The organism is Bifidobacterium parmae (assembly GCF_002860365.1).
GTDB lineage: Bacteria > Actinomycetota > Actinomycetes > Actinomycetales > Bifidobacteriaceae > Bifidobacterium > Bifidobacterium parmae.
The window spans coordinates 178,775-196,801 of the sequence record NZ_NMWT01000028.1; the positions used below are offsets into that span (position 1 = coordinate 178,775).

An 18,027-nucleotide genomic window follows, 5' to 3' on the forward strand; every position below is an offset into this window, starting at 1 on the left:
ATGACGCTCTTCATCGAAGACGACGCGCCCGTCATCGTGCAGGGCATGACCGGCCATCAGGGCATGACGCACACCGCGCGCATGCTCAAGGCCGGCACCAACATCGTCGGCGGCGTCAACGCCCGCAAGGCCGGTCTCGACGTCACCTTCCCGGCCACGCGCGACGGCGAGGACGCCACCATCCACGTCTACGCCTCCTGCGCCGAGGCGCGCGAGGCCACCGGCGCCGAGGCGTCGGTCGTGTTCGTGCCGCCGCGTTTCGCCAAGGCCGCGGTCGTCGAGGCGATCGAGGCGGGCATCAAGCTCATCGTCGTGATCACCGAAGGCATCCCGGTCGCGGATTCCGCCTACTTCGTCGAGCTCGCGCTGCGCCACGGCGTGCGCATCGTCGGACCGAACTGCCCGGGCCTCATGACGCTCGCCTCCTCCGACGAGACGCATGGCGTGAACCTCGGCATCATCCCCGACGGCATCGTCGGACGCGGCCCGCTCGGCCTCGTCTCCAAGTCCGGCACGCTCACCTACCAGCTGATGGGCGAGCTGAGCGACATCGGCTTCACCGCGTGCCTCGGCGCCGGCGGCGACCCGATCGTCGGCACCACGCTGCTCGAGGCGCTGCAGGCGTTCGAGGCGGATCCGAACACGAAGGCCGTGATGATGATCGGCGAGATCGGCGGCAACGCCGAACAGGACGCCGCCCAGTGGGCCGCCGAGCACATGACCAAGCCGGTCGTCGCCTACATCGCCGGTTTCACCGCCCCCGAAGGCAAGCAGATGGGCCATGCCGGCGCCATCGTCTCCGGCGGCAAGGGCACCGCGAAGGACAAGAAGGAGGCGCTGGAGGCGGTCGGCATCCGTGTCGGGCGCACGCCCGGCCAGGCCGCCGACATCATGCGTGAGGTGCTTGCGGGTATCGAACGGTGAATCGTCCCGCAGCAACCTCGAAACGCATCTCCGCGCTGCTCAAGGGCGGGCTCACCGCCCTGGGGGCCATGGCCCTGTACGCCGTTTCGCTCGGCTGCTTCATCGCGTTGATGCTGCTGGTCATATCCATGGAGGAGGGCGGCGAAAGCCTGCCCTCCTCGGCGTTGCCCCTGACCGAGACCATCGTGCTGCTCAGCCAGGGGACCGGTTTCACGGCCGGTTCCATCGTCGTGGGCGTCATGCCGCTGCTGCTCACCCTGCTGCTCGTCGCGTTGGTCGCGCAATGCGCGTCACGTGCCGACGCGGGGGCGTTGGGCTGGGCGAGCGGTCTGGTCGTATGGGTCGCGCTCAATCTGATGCTTTCCGGCGGCACCGGTGTGGAGCTGCATGACACGCCCGCGGTCATAGCCGTGAAGACGGCATGCGTGTGGACGATCGGCTATGCGTTCGCGGCCGTCCCCGGATCGTCCGTCACGGCGAACGTCCGCAACCGGCTGAACGAACGGATCTCGCCGCGGGCGCGCCGCATGGCGACACTCGTCGGTGCCGTCACCGGCATGCTGTCCGTCGTGCTCCTCGTGACGGCCCTCATCGTCACGATCGTATGGGTCGTGCGCGGCTGGAGCGCCATGACGGCCCTGTTCGAATATGACGGGATGGAGAACGGGTCCCGCATCCTCACCACCGTCTCCTCGCTCGCATGGCTGCCGAACCTCGCCGTGTGGGCGCTTTCCTGGGTCGCCGGCGCCGGCTTCCATATCGGCGAACTCGGATCGTTCACCATGTGGGTGGGCCAGTCGGCCGGACTGCCGCCGCTGCCGGTGTTCGGCCTCATGCCCGAGGCGATCGCGGACGATCGCGTCCGCATCGTCCTGCGATGCCTGATACCCGCGTTCGCATCCGTCATCGCGCTGATCGTCATGCTGGCGCCGGGGCTGATGCGGGTACGTCCCGTCAGACCGGCGGACGGCTCCGACACCGCGAAACGCGCGGTCGTCGCCATGGCCTGCCATCTGGTCGTTCTGGTTCTCGCGGGAACCGTGACCGTCGGCGTCTGGTGCGGCTGCTTCGCCCTGTCGGACGGCGCGCTCGGCGCGCACAGGCTCGCCCATGTGGGCGTCGACGTCCCGCAGTCCACGCTGCTCGTCGCCCGGTCCGTCGCGTTCGGATTCGGCGCGGCGTGGCTTGCCGTGGCGGTGGTGTTGTCCGCCGTCTACGGGATACACTGGATTGTCGGACGTCATGCGGCCCGCATCGCGCAGACCGCGTCGGAGACGGCGGAACGGGTCCCCGCGTCCTCGCCTTCGGACGGCGACGCGGATCATGCCGCGCCCGCGGCTCCGGACGACGGGGAATCCGACGCCCGTGACGACGACGCGTCGGCCCGCGGCCGTGGAGGCGCCAAGCCCCGGTCCATCCGGTCCGAACGGTCCGTGCGTTCGGAGACGTTCGAACGCGCCGCAGTCGTACGGCGCGCACCGCGCACCGTACGCTCAGACAAGCTTGACCAACCAACCAAGGAGGAATCCGATGACAACAACGAATCGTCCGATTAAGCGGGCGCTGGTCTCCGTCTTCCACAAGGAAGGCATCGAGGTGCTCGCCGAGGCCTTCGTCAAGGCCGGCACCGAAGTGGTGTCCACCGGCTCGACCGCGAAGCGTCTCGCCGAACTCGGCGTGCCCGTCACCGAAGTGAGCGAGGTCACCGGATTCCCCGAGTGCCTCGACGGCCGCGTCAAGACCCTCGACCCGCACATCCACGCCGGCATCCTCGCCGACATGACCAACCCGGACCACGCCGCCCAGCTCGAGAAGTTCGGCATCAAGCCGTTCGACCTGGTCGTCGTGAACCTGTACCCGTTCGCCGACACCGTGCGCTCCGGCGCCGACGAGGCCGCCACCATCGAGAAGATCGACATCGGCGGCCCGTCCATGGTGCGCGGCGCGGCGAAGAACAGCGCCACCGTCGCGATCGTCACCGACCCGGCCGACTACGCGCTCGTCGCCGCACGCGTGGAGAACGGCGAGGGCTTCAGCCTCGAGGAGCGCCGCTGGCTGGCCGGCAAGGCGTTCGCGCACACCGCCGCCTACGACGCGACGATCAACGAGTGGACCGCGAAGCACTGGCCGAAGCCCGCCACCATCGACGAGACCGACCACGACGACGAGGGCCAGCCGGTCGACGACGCGAAGTTCCCGGCCGCGTTCACCCGCACCTGGGACCGCTCGCACACGCTGCGCTACGGCGAGAACTCGCACCAGCAGGCCGCGCTCTACCTCGACCCGCTCGACCAGACCGGTTTCGCGCACGCCGAGCAGCTCGGCGGCAAGCCGATGAGCTACAACAACTACGTGGACGCGGACGCCGCATGGCGCGCCGTGTGGGATCTCGCCCCGTCCATCGCCGTGGCCGTCGTCAAGCACAACAACCCGTGCGGCCTCGCCATCGGCGCCACCGCGGCCGAGGCTCACCGCAAGGCCCACGCCTGCGACCCGGTGAGCGCGTACGGCGGCGTCATCGCCTGCAACACGACCGTCACCCTGGAGATGGCGGAGAGCGTGCGCCCGATCTTCACCGAGGTGATCGTCGCCCCCGCCTACGAGGACGCGGCGCTCGAACTGCTGAAGACCAAGAAGAAGAACCTGCGCATCCTCAAGGTGGCCGAGCCGCCGAAGGGCCACACGCAGTTCCGTCAGATCGACGGCGGCCTGCTCGTTCAGGACATGGACCTCATCAACGCCACCGGCGACGATCCGGACGCGTGGAAGCTTGTCTCCGGCGAGCCGGCCGACGTCGACACGCTCAAGGATCTCGTGTTCGCGTGGCGCGCCATCCGCTGCGTCAAGTCCAACGCGATCCTGCTCGCGCACGACCAGGCGACCGTCGGCATCGGCATGGGCCAGGTCAACCGCGTCGACTCCTGCCATCTGGCCGTCGAACGCGCCAACACGCTGGCGGACGGCGCCGACCGCGCCACCGGCTCCGTGGCCGCGTCCGACGCGTTCTTCCCGTTCGCGGACGGCGCCGAAACGCTGATGAACGCCGGCGTGAAGGCCATCGTGCAGCCCGGCGGCTCCATCCGCGACGAGGAGGTCATCGAGGCCGCGAAGAAGGCCGGCGTGACCATGTACCTGACCGGTACCCGCCACTTCTTCCACTGATCGACGGACAGGCATGAAGAACCATCCCTTCGTCTCCGAAGCCCATGAGGGCAAGCCGTGGTTCGAGTGGATCGTCGCCGCGCTGGTGGTCGCATCCGGCGTGCTCGCGGTCCTCGGATACACGATGGCCGCCACGGTGCTGATCTCCGTGACGGCCATCGTGACCGGGCTCGTCCGCCTCGTCATGCGCGAACGCAGCCCCTGGAAGGTGCGGTCAGTCGCGTTCGACTCCTTCATCGGCATCTGCCTTGGAATCGGACTGCTCGCCACCTACTTCAGCGTGTACGGCATTCCGCTGTGACGTGGCGGAACCGTCCGCATCGCCGTCGGCCGTCGTCTCCTGCGCATCCTGCGCGGAGTCGGCGGCCTCGTTGTATGCGGTGAGCTGCGCCGGATCGTCGCCCTTCGCCTTCGGGGCGGCGATCATCTGCTGGAGCACCATCACGAGCGCGACGAGCGCGGCGGCGAGGATCGGGCAGATCCAGAACACCCACAGCTGGCTGAGCGGCTCGACCTGGAGCTTCTGGTTCTGGGCGAACAGCGCGATGCCGGTGGCGCGCGCCGGGTTCAGCGCGGCGCCGGTGACCGGGAATGCGACGGCGGCGCCCACCGTGTAGGACACGCCGGTGGCCAGCGCGTAGCGCTTCGTGCCGTAGGTGGCCATGGCGGCGCCCACGATGAGCAGGCCGGCGACGAGCTCGACGGCGATGGCCTGGGTGATGGAGAAGTTGAGACCGTACTGGGTGAGCGTGCTGTAGGCGACCGAACCCTTGTCGAAGCCGTTGACGGTGGTCGTCAGCCACTGGGCCAGCGTGACGTTCTCGGAGGTGGGCAGCAGGAACTTGACGAGCATGCCGGCGAGCGTCGCGCCGACGACCTGGAAGACGATGTAGAGGATGCCGTCCACGAGCTTCGTGCGGCCGGTCACCATGGCCGCGACCGTCACCGCCGGGTTGAACTGGCCGCCCGAGACGCCGCCGAGCGCGAACACCGCGGCCGCGTAGACGAGGCCCGTGCCGAGCGCGATGTACGCGAGGTTCAGCTGGAAGACGATCGAGCCGAATGTGCTGAACACGTAGATGGCGAAGCAGATCAGGAAGGTGCCGACCAGCTCGGCCCCCACGCGAAGCGGCCACGGCTGTTCCTTCGTGATGTTCTGTTCAGATGTCATGTGTTTTCCTTCGATTCTTGTTCGGAGTTGTTCCGGGGGCGCGGCCCGTCGGAGCACTGACAGTCTAGCAGTAGCACATCGGGCCGTATCCGGGGGGTACGGTACCATATTCAGGTTGGAAATACCCCTAGGCCACGTTGGGAGAACGATGCCAAACGCTTATTCCCGCGCCATGAAAGCGCACGAAAGCAACAACGAAGGAATCCGACTGCAGAAGATCCTCGCACAGGCCGGATTCGGTTCCCGCCGCAAGTGCGAGGAGATGATCACCGAAGGACGCGTCGAGGTGGACGGCGAGCTCGTCACCGAGCTCGGCACCCGCGTCGACATGTCGCGCCAGCAGGTCCGCGTCGACGGATCGCGTGTGCGCATCAACCCGAACCACGTCACGCTCGCGCTCAACAAGCCGCGCCGCGTGCTCTCCGCCATGGACGATCCGAAGGGCCGCTACACGCTGGCCGACATCGTCGGCGACAAGTACGAACGCATCTTCCACATGGGACGTCTCGACTACGATTCCGAGGGTCTCATCCTCATGACGAACGACGGCGAGCTGAGCCAGCACGTCATGCACCCCAAGTACGAGGTCGAGAAGACCTACATCGCCACGGTCGAAGGCAAGCTGTCCGGCACCGTGTGCCGCCGTCTCGTCAAGACCGGCGTGCAGCTGGACGACGGCTGGATCAAGCTCGACCACTGCGCGATCATCGACCAGAAGCGCGACGCGACGATCGTCAAGGTCGTGCTGCACTCCGGCAAGAACCGCATCGTGCGCCGCATCTTCGGCTCGATCGGCTTCCCCGTCAAGCGCCTCGTGCGCACGCAGATCGGCCCGATCAAGCTGGGCGAGCTCAAGTCCGGCTCCTACCGCGTGCTCAGCCAGACCGAGGTCCGCTCCCTGTCGAAGGCGGTGGGCCTGTGATCCGCGTCGCCATCGACGGGCCCGCGGGCGTCGGCAAGTCGTCGACGTCGAAGGCGCTGGCCAAGTACTACGGTTTCGCCTACCTCGACACGGGCGCCATGTACCGCGCCTGCGCGTGGTGGTGCCTCAATCAGGGCATCGACCTCGACGCCGAGCAGGTCGACGAGCGTATCGTCACCGAGGCGGTGGGCGAGTTCTTCACCGGCGACCATTTCGACATCTCCGTCGATCCGGACGCGCCGTCCGTGACCGCCGACGGCGTGGACATCTCCGAGGCGATCCGGTCCTCCGAGGTCTCCACGCACGTGTCCAAGGTGTCGAACATCATCCCGGTGCGCAACGTGCTCATCGCCGCCCAGCGCGCGTACATCGCACGCGAGGCGGACAAGGAGTCGTTCTCCGGCGGGCTCGGCATCGTCGCGGAGGGCCGTGACATCACGACCGTCGTCGCGCCGGACGCGGAGGTGCGCGTGCTGCTCACCGCCCGCGAGGAGGTGCGCCAGGCGCGCCGCACCGGCCAGGCGGCCGGCGGCGTCGGCGCGGAGGACGTGGCCGCTCGCGACCGCATGGACTCGCGCGTCACGAACTTCACGACCGCGGCGGACGGCGTCGTCACCGTCGACAATTCCGACATGGACTTCGCGCATACGCTCGACACGCTGATCGGGCTCGTCGACGAGGCCATCGAGGAGCAGGAGTACGCGCGCTACGCCGCCAACCTCGAAGGCTACGAGTTGGACGAGGGCGACGAGGCGCTGATCGAGGGCCGCGGCGCCGACGAGACGTCCGGCAGGCCCGGACCGAAGCAGGTGGGCGTGCTCGCCGTCGTAGGACGCCCGAACGTCGGCAAGTCGTCGCTCGTCAACCGCATCCTCGGCCGTCGCGTCGCCGTCGTGGAGGACACTCCCGGCGTGACGCGCGACCGCGTGAGCTATGACGCGGAATGGTCCGGCACCGATTTCAAGCTCGTCGACACGGGCGGCTGGGAGGTGGACGTCGAAGGCATCGACTCCGCCATCGCCTCGCAGGCCGAGGTCGCCGTGAACCTGGCCGACGCGGTCGTGCTCGTCGTCGACGGACAGGTCGGCATGACCGACACGGACGAGCGCATCGTGAAGATGCTGCGCGCCTCCGGCAAGCCGGTCACGCTCGCTGTGAACAAGGTCGACGACCGCGAAAGCGAGTATCTCGCCGCCGAATTCTGGAAGCTGGGTCTCGGCGAGCCGTACGCGATCTCCGCGATGCACGGCAGGGGAGTGGGCGACCTGCTCGACGCGGCGCTCGACTCACTGCGCAAGGCGGAGAAGACGTCCGGCTATCTCACGCCGTCCGGCCTGCGCCGCGTGGCGCTCGTGGGACGCCCGAACGTGGGCAAGTCGTCGCTGCTCAACCAGCTGGCGCGCGAGGAGCGCACGGTCGTCAACGATCTGGCCGGCACCACGCGCGACCCGGTCGACGAGGTCATCGACATCGACGGCGAGGACTGGCTGTTCATCGACACGGCCGGCATCAAACGCCGTCAGCACAAGCTCAAGGGCGCGGAATACTATTCGTCGCTGCGCACGCAGGCGGCGATCGAACGCTCCGAGCTGGCGCTCGTGCTGTTCGACGCGTCCGTGCCGATCTCCGACCAGGATCTCAAGGTGATGAGCTCCGCCGTGGACGCGGGCCGCGCCATCGTGCTCGTGTTCAACAAGTGGGATGCGATGGATGAGTTCGACAAGCAGCGTCTCGAACGCCTGTGGGTCACCGAGTTCGACCGCGTCACCTGGGCGCAGCGCGTGAATCTGTCGGCGAAGACCGGCTGGCACACGAACCGTCTCGCCAAGGCGATGCGCGAGGCGCTGGAATCGTGGGACAAGCGCGTGCCGACCGGCAAGCTCAACGCGTTCCTCGGCCAGCTGCAGGCCGCCCACCCGCATCCGCTGCGTGGCGGCAAGCAGCCGCGCATCCTGTTCGCGACGCAGGCCTCGACGCGTCCGCCGCGTTTCGTGATCTTCGCGACAGGCTTCCTCGAGCACGGCTACCGCCGCTACATCGAGCGTTCGCTGCGCGAGGAGTTCGGCTTCGAGGGTTCGCCGATCCAGATCTCGGTGAACATCCGCGAGAAGAAGAAGCGCAAGTAGCCGCCGAGGTTGAACCGACCAAGTGATCGCCGTTCCCGGTGATTGGACATGCACCATCATCGGGAACGGCGATTCCGGTATTATCGCCTTCCAACCCGGAGTGACGATAAGGAGATGCGCCATGGCCATCACGTTCACCGAAGAGAGGACGTTTACCCAGGAGCAGGTGCGCCGTCTGTTCCGCTCGGTCGGATGGGTGTCCGCCGACTATCCGGAGCGACTGCATAAGGCGCTGATGGGCTCGTCCACCGTCATCACCGCATGGGATGGCGACCGTTTGGTCGGACTTGTGCGCGCGTTGGACGACGGGTCGATGCTCGCCTATGTGCACTATGTGCTGGTTGATCCGGAGTATCAGGGCAACGGCATCGCCGGCCATATGATCGAGATGCTCAAGGACAAATACCGCGACTACTTCTACATCGAGGTCATGCCCGAGGAGAGCAGGAACGCGTCGTTCTATGAACGGCACGGATTCCGCATCATGGCAGACGGCGTCGCCATGCAGATCGTGAACCCGGATTGGTGAGAACGACCGGTTGGCCGCCGTACAGGATGAGACCTCTTCCGAATACGCTCATGCCGATTCACAAGGACGTCATTCAATCGAGTTGGACGAAGCGGATGTTGTTCTCGTTGAGCTGGTAGCCGACCGCGATCATCTCCTTGAGATAGGCGCGCATGTTGCTGATTCTCAGATGATCGGCGCGTTCGGGTCCGCCCTGGCAGATGAGGGGGTCATACGCATAGCAGTCGCCGTACTTCGGTATCGGCAACCGCTTTCTTGCCGTCTTATACCCACGGATGCCCAATACATCCCGGCGGAAGTACTCATCGGGGATATCCGCCAGATAATACTTGAGCGCGGATGATCGGAAGATGCTGTTGCGGAACTGGAGCGTCGCCACCGAATCCCGCGCCTCCAACACGATCAGATCGCCGAATGCGGTCGCGAAGATGGGAATCGGTACCTGGCTCTTCCATGGCAGGTGATATAGACGGACCAGCAACCCGGTCCAGTCATCGGGATTGACGACGCGAAGGTATCCGTCGCAGAAGGTGCCGAGACCCCAGCGTTCCCATACATCGACGATCTGGGGCGGCAGTCTGTCATGCCACCGCTCGTACGAGCTTGGAGGCATCGGGCGGAACGGCACAAAATCATCGAAACAGCTGCGGTCATCCGGATCGATCATGCGCGTCCTTTCGCCATGTGACTGGCTGCAACTCAAGCGGCTCCGTTTCCCATATTAGAGACTCCCGCGAAGAGAGGTTACGACATGCGAGTCGCTGCCGGACGATCTTCAGGCCGACCCATTTGACAGACCGACCGACGGTCTGTATGCTGTCGGAGATAGCGAACGAAAGGAGGACCACATGGCACGCAATGCACATCCCGAGGAGACCGAACGGCGCATCCTTGATTCCGCCCGAAGGCTCTTCGCCGAGAAGGGCTACGAGAAGACATCCATCCAGGACATCCTGAACGATTTGGGACTTTCCAAGGGCGGGCTCTACCACCATTTCAAATCGAAGGAGGCGATTCTCGACCAGCTGAACGCCGACGAGTGGGCCATCACCTCGCGTCTCCTTGGAGAGCTCATCGGGCGCAAGGACATGAGCGCGCTCGAGAAGCTGCGCACGCTCATCGCCTCCGCCGTGGACGACCCCGAGCATTTGGATCTCGTCCGCTCCCAGCTGGCGCTTCTCAAGGATCCTGCGTTCTTCACCTCGAACATGCGCTTCTGGTCAACGAAACTACCGGCGTCCTTCCGTTCGCTCATCGACATGGGCGTACAGGACGGTTCGATCCCCACGGCATACCCCGAGGAAGCGGCGCAGCTGCTCTCGCTCCTGTGCAACTACTGGCTCATGCCCTGCTTCTATCCCGTCGGAGACGACGACATGGAACGGCGCGTCCGCTGCCTCGCCACGATGCTTGACGCCATCGATGTGCCGGTGTTTGACGAGGATCTCGTCTCCCGGGCGATTCAGGGTCTCGCGGCTCTGACGCCAGATGGGGGAGAGGAATCCGCATAAGGCACGGCGGCGCCCATGTGCGCCGCCGTGCAAATGCCGTGCCCAGTGGGGATGTTTGCGCCCCTTATGGGGCGTTTTATCACCACAACAGACCGACGGTCGGTCCGAATGAGTGGCCGGTGAATAACACCAAGAAAAAAAGGAATCCAAGATGACAAACGCATCCGAATACACAGCCCATACGCAAACGGGCCGCATCGCCGACCCCTTGCACACACGCGACTTCTATCTGCTCGTCGCCGGTCTCGGCATATCGCTCTTCGCCAACCTCATGCTGCGGTTCGCCATGTCCATGTGGGTGCTTGACGAGACCGGGTCGGCCGCGGCGTTCGCCTCCATCCTCACCGCAAGCATCCTGCCCACGATCCTGCTCTCGCCCCTCGGCGGCGTGGTAGCGGACCGCACGAACCGCCGGACCGTCATGGTGGCGCTCGACGCGCTCTCCGCCGTGACAGTGCTCATTTGCGCGGCGATTTTCTCGGTTGCCGGCTTCAATCTGGCGGCGATCGCCGTGATGCAGGTGGTGCTCGCCGTGCTCGATGCCATGGAGACACCCACGGTGCAGGCAGCGCTGCCGCAGATGTTCCGCTCCCACGGCGAGGACGTGATGCGTCGCGCGATGGCCGTGGTGAACGTGGTGAACCAGACGAGCACGCTCGTGCCCGCCGTGCTTGGCGGCGTGCTCTACGCGGCGGTGGGCGTGATGCCCATGATGGGTGTCACGATCGTCGGGTTCGGCGTGGCCGCAGTCGTGGAGTGCTTCATCCGGCTCGGCGCACCCGAACGCGGTGACGATGGGCGCACCTCGGCTTTGGACGACCTGCGCGAGGCCGGACGTTTCCTCACCCGCGAACGCCCTCATGTACTGCACCTGGTGCTGACCTGCGCCGCGCTCAACTTCCTGGTGACAGGGTACGCGGAGGTCGGTTTCCCCTACATGGTGCGGACCGTGCTGGGCTTCGGCTCCACGGCGTACGGTCTTGCATATGGTCTCGTGGGAGTATCCGGACTGCTCGGCGCGATCGTCGGCGGAAGAGTCGCGAGGTCGCTGTCCATGCGGCGGTTCCCGATGTCGATCGCCGCGTTCTCGCTCACCATCCTGCCCCAGACGCTCGTCATGACGCTTCCCGCAAGCGGGGGAGTACGCCTCGCGGTGCTCACGGCGAGCACGTGCGGAACCATGGTCGCTATCACCCTCGCGAACCTCATCGCCGTGCCGGCAATCCAGATGAGCTGCCCCGAGGACATGACCGGCAAGGTGATGTCGCTCGCGCTCTCCGCGAGCATGTGCGCCCAACCTCTCGGACAGATTGCATACGGCTGGGCGTACAGCGTCTACCCGGCGGGAGCGGTTCTGGCGATGACGTTCATGCTGGCCGCTGCGATGCTGCCGCTGGTCGCACATGTGACGCGGCGGTTCTGAGCCCGGCTTCGGCCATCCGAATCGATCATGGGCGTCTTCGCGCCATTCACGCGGCCGTGGTGGGCGTTCCTCCGTTGACCACGCACCAAAGACCGTAGCCCATGATCGTCTCGGCGAGCAGTTCCATGCGGGTGCGGAGCATCACGCCGGCCGGAGTGGAACGGAATCCGGCATCCATGCGATCACGAATCACCGCCATATCGAAGCGGCCGCCCATGGTGTGTGTGAGATTCCACAGGGCTCCCGGAGTATCGAAGATGACATCCACATCATCCGTGCCGATAATCAGCACGTTCCTGTCCCCGGTCGGATGAATCGGGGTCGGATACGTGACGAGAGGATCGACGCCGAAGTCATAGAGGAGGACGGAACGTCGAAGAACCGCTTTGTCCAACGCGTCGGCAAGCAGAAGCAGACCGTCATATTCATCGGAATCGTACGCCTTGTCGATTCGCGGTCGGACCAGCGAGAGAGCCTCGGCCGCGTCGTCGAACACGCCTGTCTCCTCGTATGAGATCCACGGTGGCCCCGATGTTCCGGCGATGTCACGAAGGGTCATCATCGTCCGGTCGATCTGCCTTGCCGTGAACGTGACGACATCGGCATCCGTGCCGAAGGTCTCGGTTCCGATGACATCGTCATCCTGGTGGCCGGCTATATCGGCATTGGCCGGAATGATCACCCGCCATTGCGGTGCGTCGGTGTTGCTCATTGGTTTCCCCCTTTGTGCTCCCGAGGATGCACGCGTGTCCGATGATTATAGCTGAGTGACATGCTCGGCTGGAAGGAACTGGAACCGTACGACGCGGATGCCGAGGCACTGGGTATGAGGAACCGCGATATCTATTGGGATGCCTGCAAGAAGCTGAAGGCGACGCGAGAAAAACCGGAGTGAGCCTTGCCGAGATGGCCCCGGCGTACCGGTCTTAGATCTTGTAATCGGACATGCCCTACATCCCTCGGATGGCTTCCTTGTCTATATCTCCATGGTAGGGGAGGGGAAGGGGCTTCCGCTCACATGTCCCCGACAACAATCAAGTGAAGAAGTTGTGGATGCCGCATGGAATCTGGCCCACACCGGGATTGGGATTCCGAATGACACGCCGTCGATATGAGGCGTGTTGCGATGTGTTGTGTCCGGTTGTGTCCAGCATCGTGTCTGGAATCGTGTCCAAAGACACGATTCTTGGGCGTGTCGCGACATGTGAATCGTTGGATTTCCAACGATTCGAGGCCATTGACGGCGTAATGCTGCATCACTCAGTCAGAAACGCCATCGAAACGGAATGACTGGGGTTCAGCCGTCGGTCGGGAACAGTTTGGGTCCGAAGTTGCGTATGTCATCGTGTCCTATCGTGTCCAGAACGATTTCACGCGAAAAAATCAAAGCCCGGAATCGTTGAAATTCCGGGCTTTCTGGTCGGACCAGCGGGATTTGAACCCGCGACCCCTTGACCCCCAGTCAAGTGCGCTACCAAACTGCGCTATGGTCCGATGCTGCATTTGCAACAGTCGAATAATTTACCAGATGATTCCGGAAACGCAACTCGGCGTGTCTCCTTCGTCCGGACTGTCCACCGGACCGCCAAGAGGGGGAACCATGCACGTCCTTCGCCTTCGAACACCTGCGAGCACCTTCGAGTGCTTGCGTCATCCATGGCATGGGGAATATCCTTAGACAAAAGAAGGGAGGCTGTCATGTCAGAACCCAACTCGACAGCACCTCAGGCGCCGTTGCCTGAATCATCGATGCCCCAACCCGCTCCGGCTACGCCGGCTGCGCCGGAGCCTGAGACGTACAACGCATACGCGCAACAGCCCTATGGCACTCCGGCACCGGAACCGCAGCCATACACGGCGGGGGAGTACGGCCAACCCGCGTATCCGCCGCAGCCGCAGGCCCAGACGGCCTATCCGTACCCGCCGCAGCAGCCCGTCCCGTCATACGGCACACCCTACGGCTATCCGCAGCCGGGGTATGTGAATCCGGCGGACAGCGGATCGTTCGGATGGGCGGTCCTCGGTTTCTTCGTCCCGGTCGCCGGCCTCATCCTGTGGCTGGTGTGGAAGGACCAGCGTCCGCGCGACGCCACGATGGCGGGCAAAGGCGCACTCGTGTCGGTCATCGTCTGGGCGGCGTTCGTCGTACTGTACATCATCTTCGTCATCGTGATCATCGTCATCGGCATATCCGCGGCTTCGGCGGCGGCGATGATCATCTGACGGACCGGTATCCATCCCGGCATCGACGCAGCCACGATGCCGGACATGAATCGGCGGGAACAAGCGCTTTCACACACGGTTTCCGCCGATTGGCCATCACCGTTCACCGTATTTACATGCCATGTTTCCGCACATGGCCTTCACGTCCTTCCGCCATCCGGTAGACTGGTCGTCTATCGAACAAGTCATGAAGGAGAGACAGTTGTCAGACGTATTCGACAAGTCCGCCGCGAAGATGCGTGAGCACGGCATGAGCGAGGTGGCCATCAGCCAGTTCAAGCACCTGTATGACGTGTGGCGCAACGACGAGGGCTCCACATGCATCCGGGAGCGCGACGTCGAACCGCTCACCGGCGTGCAGAGCTTCCATGACATCTACGAGACGATCGACCACGACAAGGCCGTGGACGCGTTCTCCAAGACCGCGTTCCTGAAGCTCAACGGCGGTCTCGGCACGTCGATGGGCCTCGACTGCGCGAAGTCGCTGCTTCCGGTGCGCCATCACAAGGCGAAGCAGATGCGGTTCATCGACATCATCATCGGCCAGGTGCTGACCGCCCGCACGCGTCTCGGCGTCGAGCTGCCGCTCACGTTGATGAACTCGTTCCGCACCTCGAAGGACACGATGAAGGTGCTGCATCACAACCGCAAGTTCCATCAGGAGAACATCCCGATGGAGATCGTGCAGCACGTGGAGCCGAAGATCGACCTGGCCACCGGCGAACCGGTCTCGTTCCCGCAGAATCCGGATCTCGAATGGTGCCCGCCGGGCCACGGCGACCTGTACTCCACCATCTGGGAGTCCGGCCTGCTCGACAAGCTGGAGGAGCACGGGTTCAAGTACCTGTTCATCTCCAACTCGGACAATCTCGGCGCGCGTCCCTCCCGCACGCTCGCCCAGTACTTCGAGAATTCGGAGGCGCCGTTCATGGTCGAGGTGGCACGCCGCACCGAGGCCGACCGCAAGGGCGGCCATATCGTGCGCGATCGCAGGACCGGCCGTCTCATGCTGCGCGAGATGAGCCAGGTGGCGCCGGAGGACAAGAAGGACGCGCAGAACATCGACAAGCATCCCTATTTCAACACGAATTCGATCTGGGTGCGCGTCGACGCGTTGAAGGCACTGCTCGCCGAGCATGACGGCGTGCTGCCGCTGCCGGTGATCCTCAACCATAAGACCGTCGACCCGACCGATTCGTCCACGACGCCGGTCCTGCAGCTGGAGACCGCCATGGGCGCCGCCATCGGCCTGTTCGACGGCGCCATCTGCGTGCAGGTCGACCGCATGCGGTTCCTGCCGGTGAAGACCACCGACGACCTGTTCATCATGCGGTCGGACCGTTTCCACCTCACGGACTCCTATGAGATGGAGGACGGCAACTACATCTTCCCGAACGTCACGCTCGATCCGCGCTACTACAAGAACATCCACGACTTCGACGAACGGTTCCCGTACAACGTGCCGTCCCTGGCGGCCGCGAACTCGGTGACCATCGAAGGCGATTGGACGTTCGGCCGCGACGTCATCCTGTTCGCCGACGCGAAGCTGGAGGACACGGGGGAGGCGCGCTACGTGCCCAACAGCGAATACGTGGGACCGCAGGGCGTAGAACCCGACGATTGGATCTGAAACGGAAAAAACGGGGACATTTTTGGCGAAAAGCCGACGTTCCCGGAAAAAACACCGTAATATAGATGGAGGTTGCGCTCACAAAGCGCAGTTGAGAATTAACCTTAACGATACGTGAGGACTAATGGCAGAGGGTAGCACCGGAAGGCGGCGTTTTTCCGACAAGTGGGGCAAGCATGAGCTTGACGTGTTGGCCGTGTTGTCATCCGCGTTCCCCCAATGGCTCACCTCGCGCCAGATCGCGCAACGCGTGAAGGCGTACGCGGACTCGTATGGCGAGCTGGCGGATCAGGCCGCGAAGGCCGCGTTCGCCAAACAGTTCCAGCGTGACCGTGCGAAGCTCGCGGCCATGGGCATCGCCATCGAGTCACGTCAGCCGGAATACTCCTCCAAGTCGGAGGGACAGGATTTCGCCTCGTATCGCCTCCAGCTCGGCGACGAGCCCCGCATCCGCCTGAGGTTCGAGCCCGAGGACATGTCGGTGCTCGCCGCGGCGAACTATCTCGCCCGGTCCATGTCCATGTCCAACGACCATGAGCAGCAGGCGGCCTCCAATTCACACGCCTCCCGCACCGCGCCGCGCGTTCCGCAGACTCCGATTCCCGGGCTCGGTCTCGATTCGATTGCACCCGGCCTCGGCACGCAGACCATTCCCGACGCCTTGGTGAAGGTCATCGACTCGCGTCGGTTCGCCGCCACCATCGACGTGGACGGCGAGCACATCAACGTCGCGTACACGGATTCCGACGATCTGGCGATGTACGTGCTGGAACATCCCGGCGCGTCCATCGTCAGCCCGCAGGAGGCGGCGGACGCGTTCCACCGCCGTCTCAAGGCCGCGGAGAACCTTCGTTCCGTCGAGGACGTGCTCGGCGCGGGCTCCGCGTCGATTCCCACGAAGGAAGCCGACGCCGCCGATCCCGACGAAACCGAGAACGGCAAGGCGCATGGCAAGAAATCGTCGTTCCAGACGGGCAGCGAGGTGGATCGCCGCCTGAGGCTCATGCTGTTCCTCTCCGCGCATCTCGGCGAGGAATTCTCGCTCGAGGAGCTGGCCATCCGGTTCATCGGCAAGGCGAAGACACCCGAGGAGCTCAAGAAGTCGGTGAACGTGATCCACAAGGACATCAACACGCTCACCACCGTCTCCGATGACGGCGAAATGGCCGGCAGCCAGTTCTTCGACATCGACTGGTCCCTGCTGGATGCCGAAGGCATCGTCTCCGCCACGAATTCCCTGGGGCTGGAACGTCTCGCCGGCATCTCGCCGCAGTACCTGAGCATGCTGACCGCGTCGGTCAGCTATCTGGCCCATTCGCCGCTGCTTCCCGACGCGCAACGCGCCCAGGCGGAGAACCTGTACCATCGTCTGCACCAGCACGTCAAGCCCGGCCAGACGCCATGGCTGAGCCTGACCGGCTACGAGCTCGAACCCCACAACTTCGGCACCGTCAAACGCGCCATCAACGCGGGCTCGCTGCTGGACATGACCTACACGGACGGCGCAGGCAACACGCGCCGCCGCCTGGTCGCCCCGGTCAAGATCTACGTGGACGAGGGCGTGTACTACGTGGCCGTCTGGACCGATGTGGCCAAGGCCGCCCCCGAAGACAAGCTCAATCTGGTGCTCAGGAACCCTGCCGTCAACCGGGCGAACGGCAAGCCGCGCACGTGGCAGGTGCTGCGCATCGCCCGCATCGAGCAGGCCAGGCTGGTCGAACCGACCACGGCGCTCGACATCCCGGACATGCCGTTGAGCGAACTGCGCAAGTGGAGCTTCGACAACGGCACCGCCGCCACGTTCATCACCGATGCCAAGGACTCCGGATTCGTCAAGAACCTGCCCGGCGCCACCGTGGAACCGTACGGGGACGGCGAGAAGGTCGACCTCATCGTGTCCTCCGATTCATGGTTCGTGGCGTTCTGCATCGCCCATGCGCGGCACATCGTGGCGGTGGCCCCGGAGACGCTTCGGTCGATGATCGTCGCGCGTGCGCAACGGGAGCTGAGCGTCGTCACGCATGACGACGAGGCCGTCTGAACCGGACGTCATGCCGGTATGACGGCATGACGGGAGGAAGGAGTCTTCATGCCTTGGTGGATTTGGCTGGTGCTGGCGCTGTTCATGCTCGCGATGATCGTCATCGGCGGCATCTACGCGTTCAGACGAGCCATGGCGGCGCTGCGCGTCGTCTCCGACACGGGGGAGCAGGTGTCCGATCGTCTTGCCGCCATGGGCGAACCCGCCGGGGACTCCGACGAGGACGATAGCCCCATCTTCACCCAGCCGCTGCAGGTCGCGGCCGAACGATACGAACATGCCCACATCGAGGTCGTCAGACGTCGTCAGGCGACGCGCGACCGTCATGTGCAGGCGTGGAAGCGATGGAAGGACGCTCTGTAATC

General features: G+C 64.7%; 16 protein-coding genes, 1 tRNA gene and 2 pseudogenes. 15 read left to right on the top strand and 4 right to left on the bottom strand.

Going from position 1 to position 18,027, the window contains the following annotated elements; all coding sequences use genetic code 11:
- From sucD to Uis4E_RS09990, 4 genes are read left to right on the top strand one after another with little or no spacing between them, the layout of a single operon-like run.
- Complete coding sequence (sucD, locus tag Uis4E_RS09975) at positions 1–924, top strand: succinate--CoA ligase subunit alpha (RefSeq protein WP_101622996.1); 924 nt, start codon at positions 1–3, stop codon at positions 922–924.
- Positions 921–2,480: a cell division protein PerM gene (locus Uis4E_RS09980; protein WP_101622997.1), complete on the top strand. Its 1,560-nt coding sequence runs from the start codon at positions 921–923 to the stop codon at positions 2,478–2,480. Before sucD ends, Uis4E_RS09980 begins: the two co-directional genes overlap by 4 nt.
- Complete coding sequence (gene purH, locus Uis4E_RS09985) at positions 2,455–4,086, top strand: bifunctional phosphoribosylaminoimidazolecarboxamide formyltransferase/IMP cyclohydrolase (protein WP_101622998.1); 1,632 nt, start codon at positions 2,455–2,457, stop codon at positions 4,084–4,086. The genes Uis4E_RS09980 and purH overlap by 26 nt, the downstream gene beginning before the upstream one ends.
- A 13-nt stretch (positions 4,087–4,099) precedes the next feature.
- Positions 4,100–4,387, top strand: a complete 288-nt coding sequence (locus Uis4E_RS09990; RefSeq protein ID WP_101622999.1) for a DUF3017 domain-containing protein — start codon at positions 4,100–4,102, stop codon at positions 4,385–4,387.
- Here the strand turns inward: Uis4E_RS09990 and Uis4E_RS09995 are convergent.
- Positions 4,301–5,257, bottom strand: a complete 957-nt coding sequence (locus Uis4E_RS09995) for an MIP/aquaporin family protein (protein ID WP_101623000.1) — start codon at positions 5,255–5,257, stop codon at positions 4,301–4,303. The genes Uis4E_RS09990 and Uis4E_RS09995 overlap by 87 nt on opposite strands.
- 148 nt (positions 5,258–5,405) lie before the next feature.
- Between Uis4E_RS09995 and Uis4E_RS10000 the strand changes: the two genes are divergently transcribed.
- From Uis4E_RS10000 to Uis4E_RS10010, 3 genes are all read left to right on the top strand, one after another.
- A complete protein-coding gene (locus Uis4E_RS10000; RefSeq protein WP_101623001.1) occupies positions 5,406–6,179 on the top strand; it encodes a pseudouridine synthase in 774 nt (257 codons plus the stop codon).
- Positions 6,176–8,305: a bifunctional cytidylate kinase/GTPase Der gene (gene der / locus Uis4E_RS10005; RefSeq protein ID WP_101623002.1), complete on the top strand. Its 2,130-nt coding sequence runs from the start codon at positions 6,176–6,178 to the stop codon at positions 8,303–8,305. The genes Uis4E_RS10000 and der overlap by 4 nt, the downstream gene beginning before the upstream one ends.
- Positions 8,306–8,426: 121 nt before the next feature.
- Positions 8,427–8,834: a GNAT family N-acetyltransferase gene (locus Uis4E_RS10010; protein WP_101623003.1), complete on the top strand. Its 408-nt coding sequence runs from the start codon at positions 8,427–8,429 to the stop codon at positions 8,832–8,834.
- A 73-nt stretch (positions 8,835–8,907) separates the two neighbouring features.
- Here the strand turns inward: Uis4E_RS10010 and Uis4E_RS10015 are convergent, their stop codons facing one another.
- Positions 8,908–9,501: a GAD-like domain-containing protein gene (locus tag Uis4E_RS10015; RefSeq protein WP_101623004.1), complete on the bottom strand. Its 594-nt coding sequence runs from the start codon at positions 9,499–9,501 to the stop codon at positions 8,908–8,910.
- 181 nt (positions 9,502–9,682) lie between these two features.
- On the opposite strand from Uis4E_RS10015, the gene Uis4E_RS10020 reads away from it, so the two are divergent.
- The gene (locus Uis4E_RS10020) at positions 9,683–10,345 is read left to right on the top strand and encodes a TetR/AcrR family transcriptional regulator (protein ID WP_101623005.1); all 663 of its coding nucleotides are present in this window, start codon (positions 9,683–9,685) and stop codon (positions 10,343–10,345) included.
- A 151-nt stretch (positions 10,346–10,496) separates the two neighbouring features.
- Positions 10,497–11,768, top strand: coding sequence for an MFS transporter (locus Uis4E_RS10025; RefSeq protein WP_101623006.1), 1,272 nt, complete (start codon positions 10,497–10,499; stop codon positions 11,766–11,768).
- A gap of 46 nt (positions 11,769–11,814) precedes the next feature.
- Here the strand turns inward: Uis4E_RS10025 and Uis4E_RS10030 are convergent, their stop codons facing one another.
- Positions 11,815–12,480, bottom strand: a complete 666-nt coding sequence (locus Uis4E_RS10030; protein WP_101623007.1) for a hypothetical protein — start codon at positions 12,478–12,480, stop codon at positions 11,815–11,817.
- Between the two features lie 60 nt (positions 12,481–12,540).
- Between Uis4E_RS10030 and Uis4E_RS12335 the strand changes: the two genes are divergently transcribed.
- Positions 12,541–12,663, top strand: a complete 123-nt coding sequence (locus Uis4E_RS12335) for a hypothetical protein (RefSeq protein ID WP_279324957.1) — start codon at positions 12,541–12,543, stop codon at positions 12,661–12,663.
- A gap of 522 nt (positions 12,664–13,185) precedes the next feature.
- Here the strand turns inward: Uis4E_RS12335 and Uis4E_RS10035 are convergent.
- Positions 13,186–13,262: transfer RNA gene (locus Uis4E_RS10035), tRNA-Pro, on the bottom strand.
- 204 nt (positions 13,263–13,466) lie between these two features.
- On the opposite strand from Uis4E_RS10035, the gene Uis4E_RS12090 reads away from it, so the two are divergent.
- The 5 genes and pseudogenes from Uis4E_RS12090 (at position 13,467) to Uis4E_RS10055 (ending at position 18,025) form a co-directional block, all read left to right on the top strand.
- Positions 13,467–13,991 carry a hypothetical protein gene (locus Uis4E_RS12090; protein WP_207764578.1) on the top strand — a complete coding sequence of 175 codons (525 nt, stop codon included), beginning with the start codon at positions 13,467–13,469 and terminating at the stop codon, positions 13,989–13,991.
- A gap of 187 nt (positions 13,992–14,178) precedes the next feature.
- Positions 14,179–15,621, top strand: a complete 1,443-nt coding sequence (locus Uis4E_RS10045) for a UTP--glucose-1-phosphate uridylyltransferase (protein WP_165784955.1) — start codon at positions 14,179–14,181, stop codon at positions 15,619–15,621.
- A gap of 124 nt (positions 15,622–15,745) precedes the next feature.
- A pseudogene (locus Uis4E_RS12455) lies at positions 15,746–16,463 on the top strand (helix-turn-helix transcriptional regulator); the annotation flags it as partial.
- 89 nt (positions 16,464–16,552) lie between these two features.
- A pseudogene (locus tag Uis4E_RS12460) lies at positions 16,553–17,662 on the top strand (helix-turn-helix transcriptional regulator); the annotation flags it as partial.
- A 48-nt stretch (positions 17,663–17,710) separates the two neighbouring features.
- Positions 17,711–18,025 carry an ABC transporter permease gene (locus tag Uis4E_RS10055; RefSeq protein WP_101623011.1) on the top strand — a complete coding sequence of 105 codons (315 nt, stop codon included), beginning with the start codon at positions 17,711–17,713 and terminating at the stop codon, positions 18,023–18,025.
- The last annotated feature ends 2 nt before the right edge of the window (positions 18,026–18,027 follow it).

What these genes read in the sequence shown, in the direction of transcription:
- sucD (WP_101622996.1), top strand. Translation starts at nt 1, where the DNA reads ATGACGCTCTTCATCGAAGACGACGCGCCCGTCATCGTGCAGGGCATG.
- purH (WP_101622998.1), top strand. Translation starts at nt 2,455, where the DNA reads ATGACAACAACGAATCGTCCGATTAAGCGGGCGCTGGTCTCCGTCTTC.
- Uis4E_RS09990 (WP_101622999.1), top strand. Translation starts at nt 4,100, where the DNA reads ATGAAGAACCATCCCTTCGTCTCCGAAGCCCATGAGGGCAAGCCGTGG.
- Uis4E_RS09995 (WP_101623000.1), bottom strand. Translation starts at nt 5,257, where the DNA reads ATGACATCTGAACAGAACATCACGAAGGAACAGCCGTGGCCGCTTCGC.
- Uis4E_RS10000 (WP_101623001.1), top strand. Translation starts at nt 5,406, where the DNA reads ATGCCAAACGCTTATTCCCGCGCCATGAAAGCGCACGAAAGCAACAAC.
- Uis4E_RS10010 (WP_101623003.1), top strand. Translation starts at nt 8,427, where the DNA reads ATGGCCATCACGTTCACCGAAGAGAGGACGTTTACCCAGGAGCAGGTG.
- Uis4E_RS10015 (WP_101623004.1), bottom strand. Translation starts at nt 9,501, where the DNA reads ATGATCGATCCGGATGACCGCAGCTGTTTCGATGATTTTGTGCCGTTC.
- Uis4E_RS10020 (WP_101623005.1), top strand. Translation starts at nt 9,683, where the DNA reads ATGGCACGCAATGCACATCCCGAGGAGACCGAACGGCGCATCCTTGAT.
- Uis4E_RS10025 (WP_101623006.1), top strand. Translation starts at nt 10,497, where the DNA reads ATGACAAACGCATCCGAATACACAGCCCATACGCAAACGGGCCGCATC.
- Uis4E_RS10030 (WP_101623007.1), bottom strand. Translation starts at nt 12,480, where the DNA reads ATGAGCAACACCGACGCACCGCAATGGCGGGTGATCATTCCGGCCAAT.
- Uis4E_RS12335 (WP_279324957.1), top strand. Translation starts at nt 12,541, where the DNA reads ATGCTCGGCTGGAAGGAACTGGAACCGTACGACGCGGATGCCGAGGCA.
- Uis4E_RS12090 (WP_207764578.1), top strand. Translation starts at nt 13,467, where the DNA reads ATGTCAGAACCCAACTCGACAGCACCTCAGGCGCCGTTGCCTGAATCA.
- Uis4E_RS10045 (WP_165784955.1), top strand. Translation starts at nt 14,179, where the DNA reads ATGAAGGAGAGACAGTTGTCAGACGTATTCGACAAGTCCGCCGCGAAG.
- Uis4E_RS10055 (WP_101623011.1), top strand. Translation starts at nt 17,711, where the DNA reads ATGCCTTGGTGGATTTGGCTGGTGCTGGCGCTGTTCATGCTCGCGATG.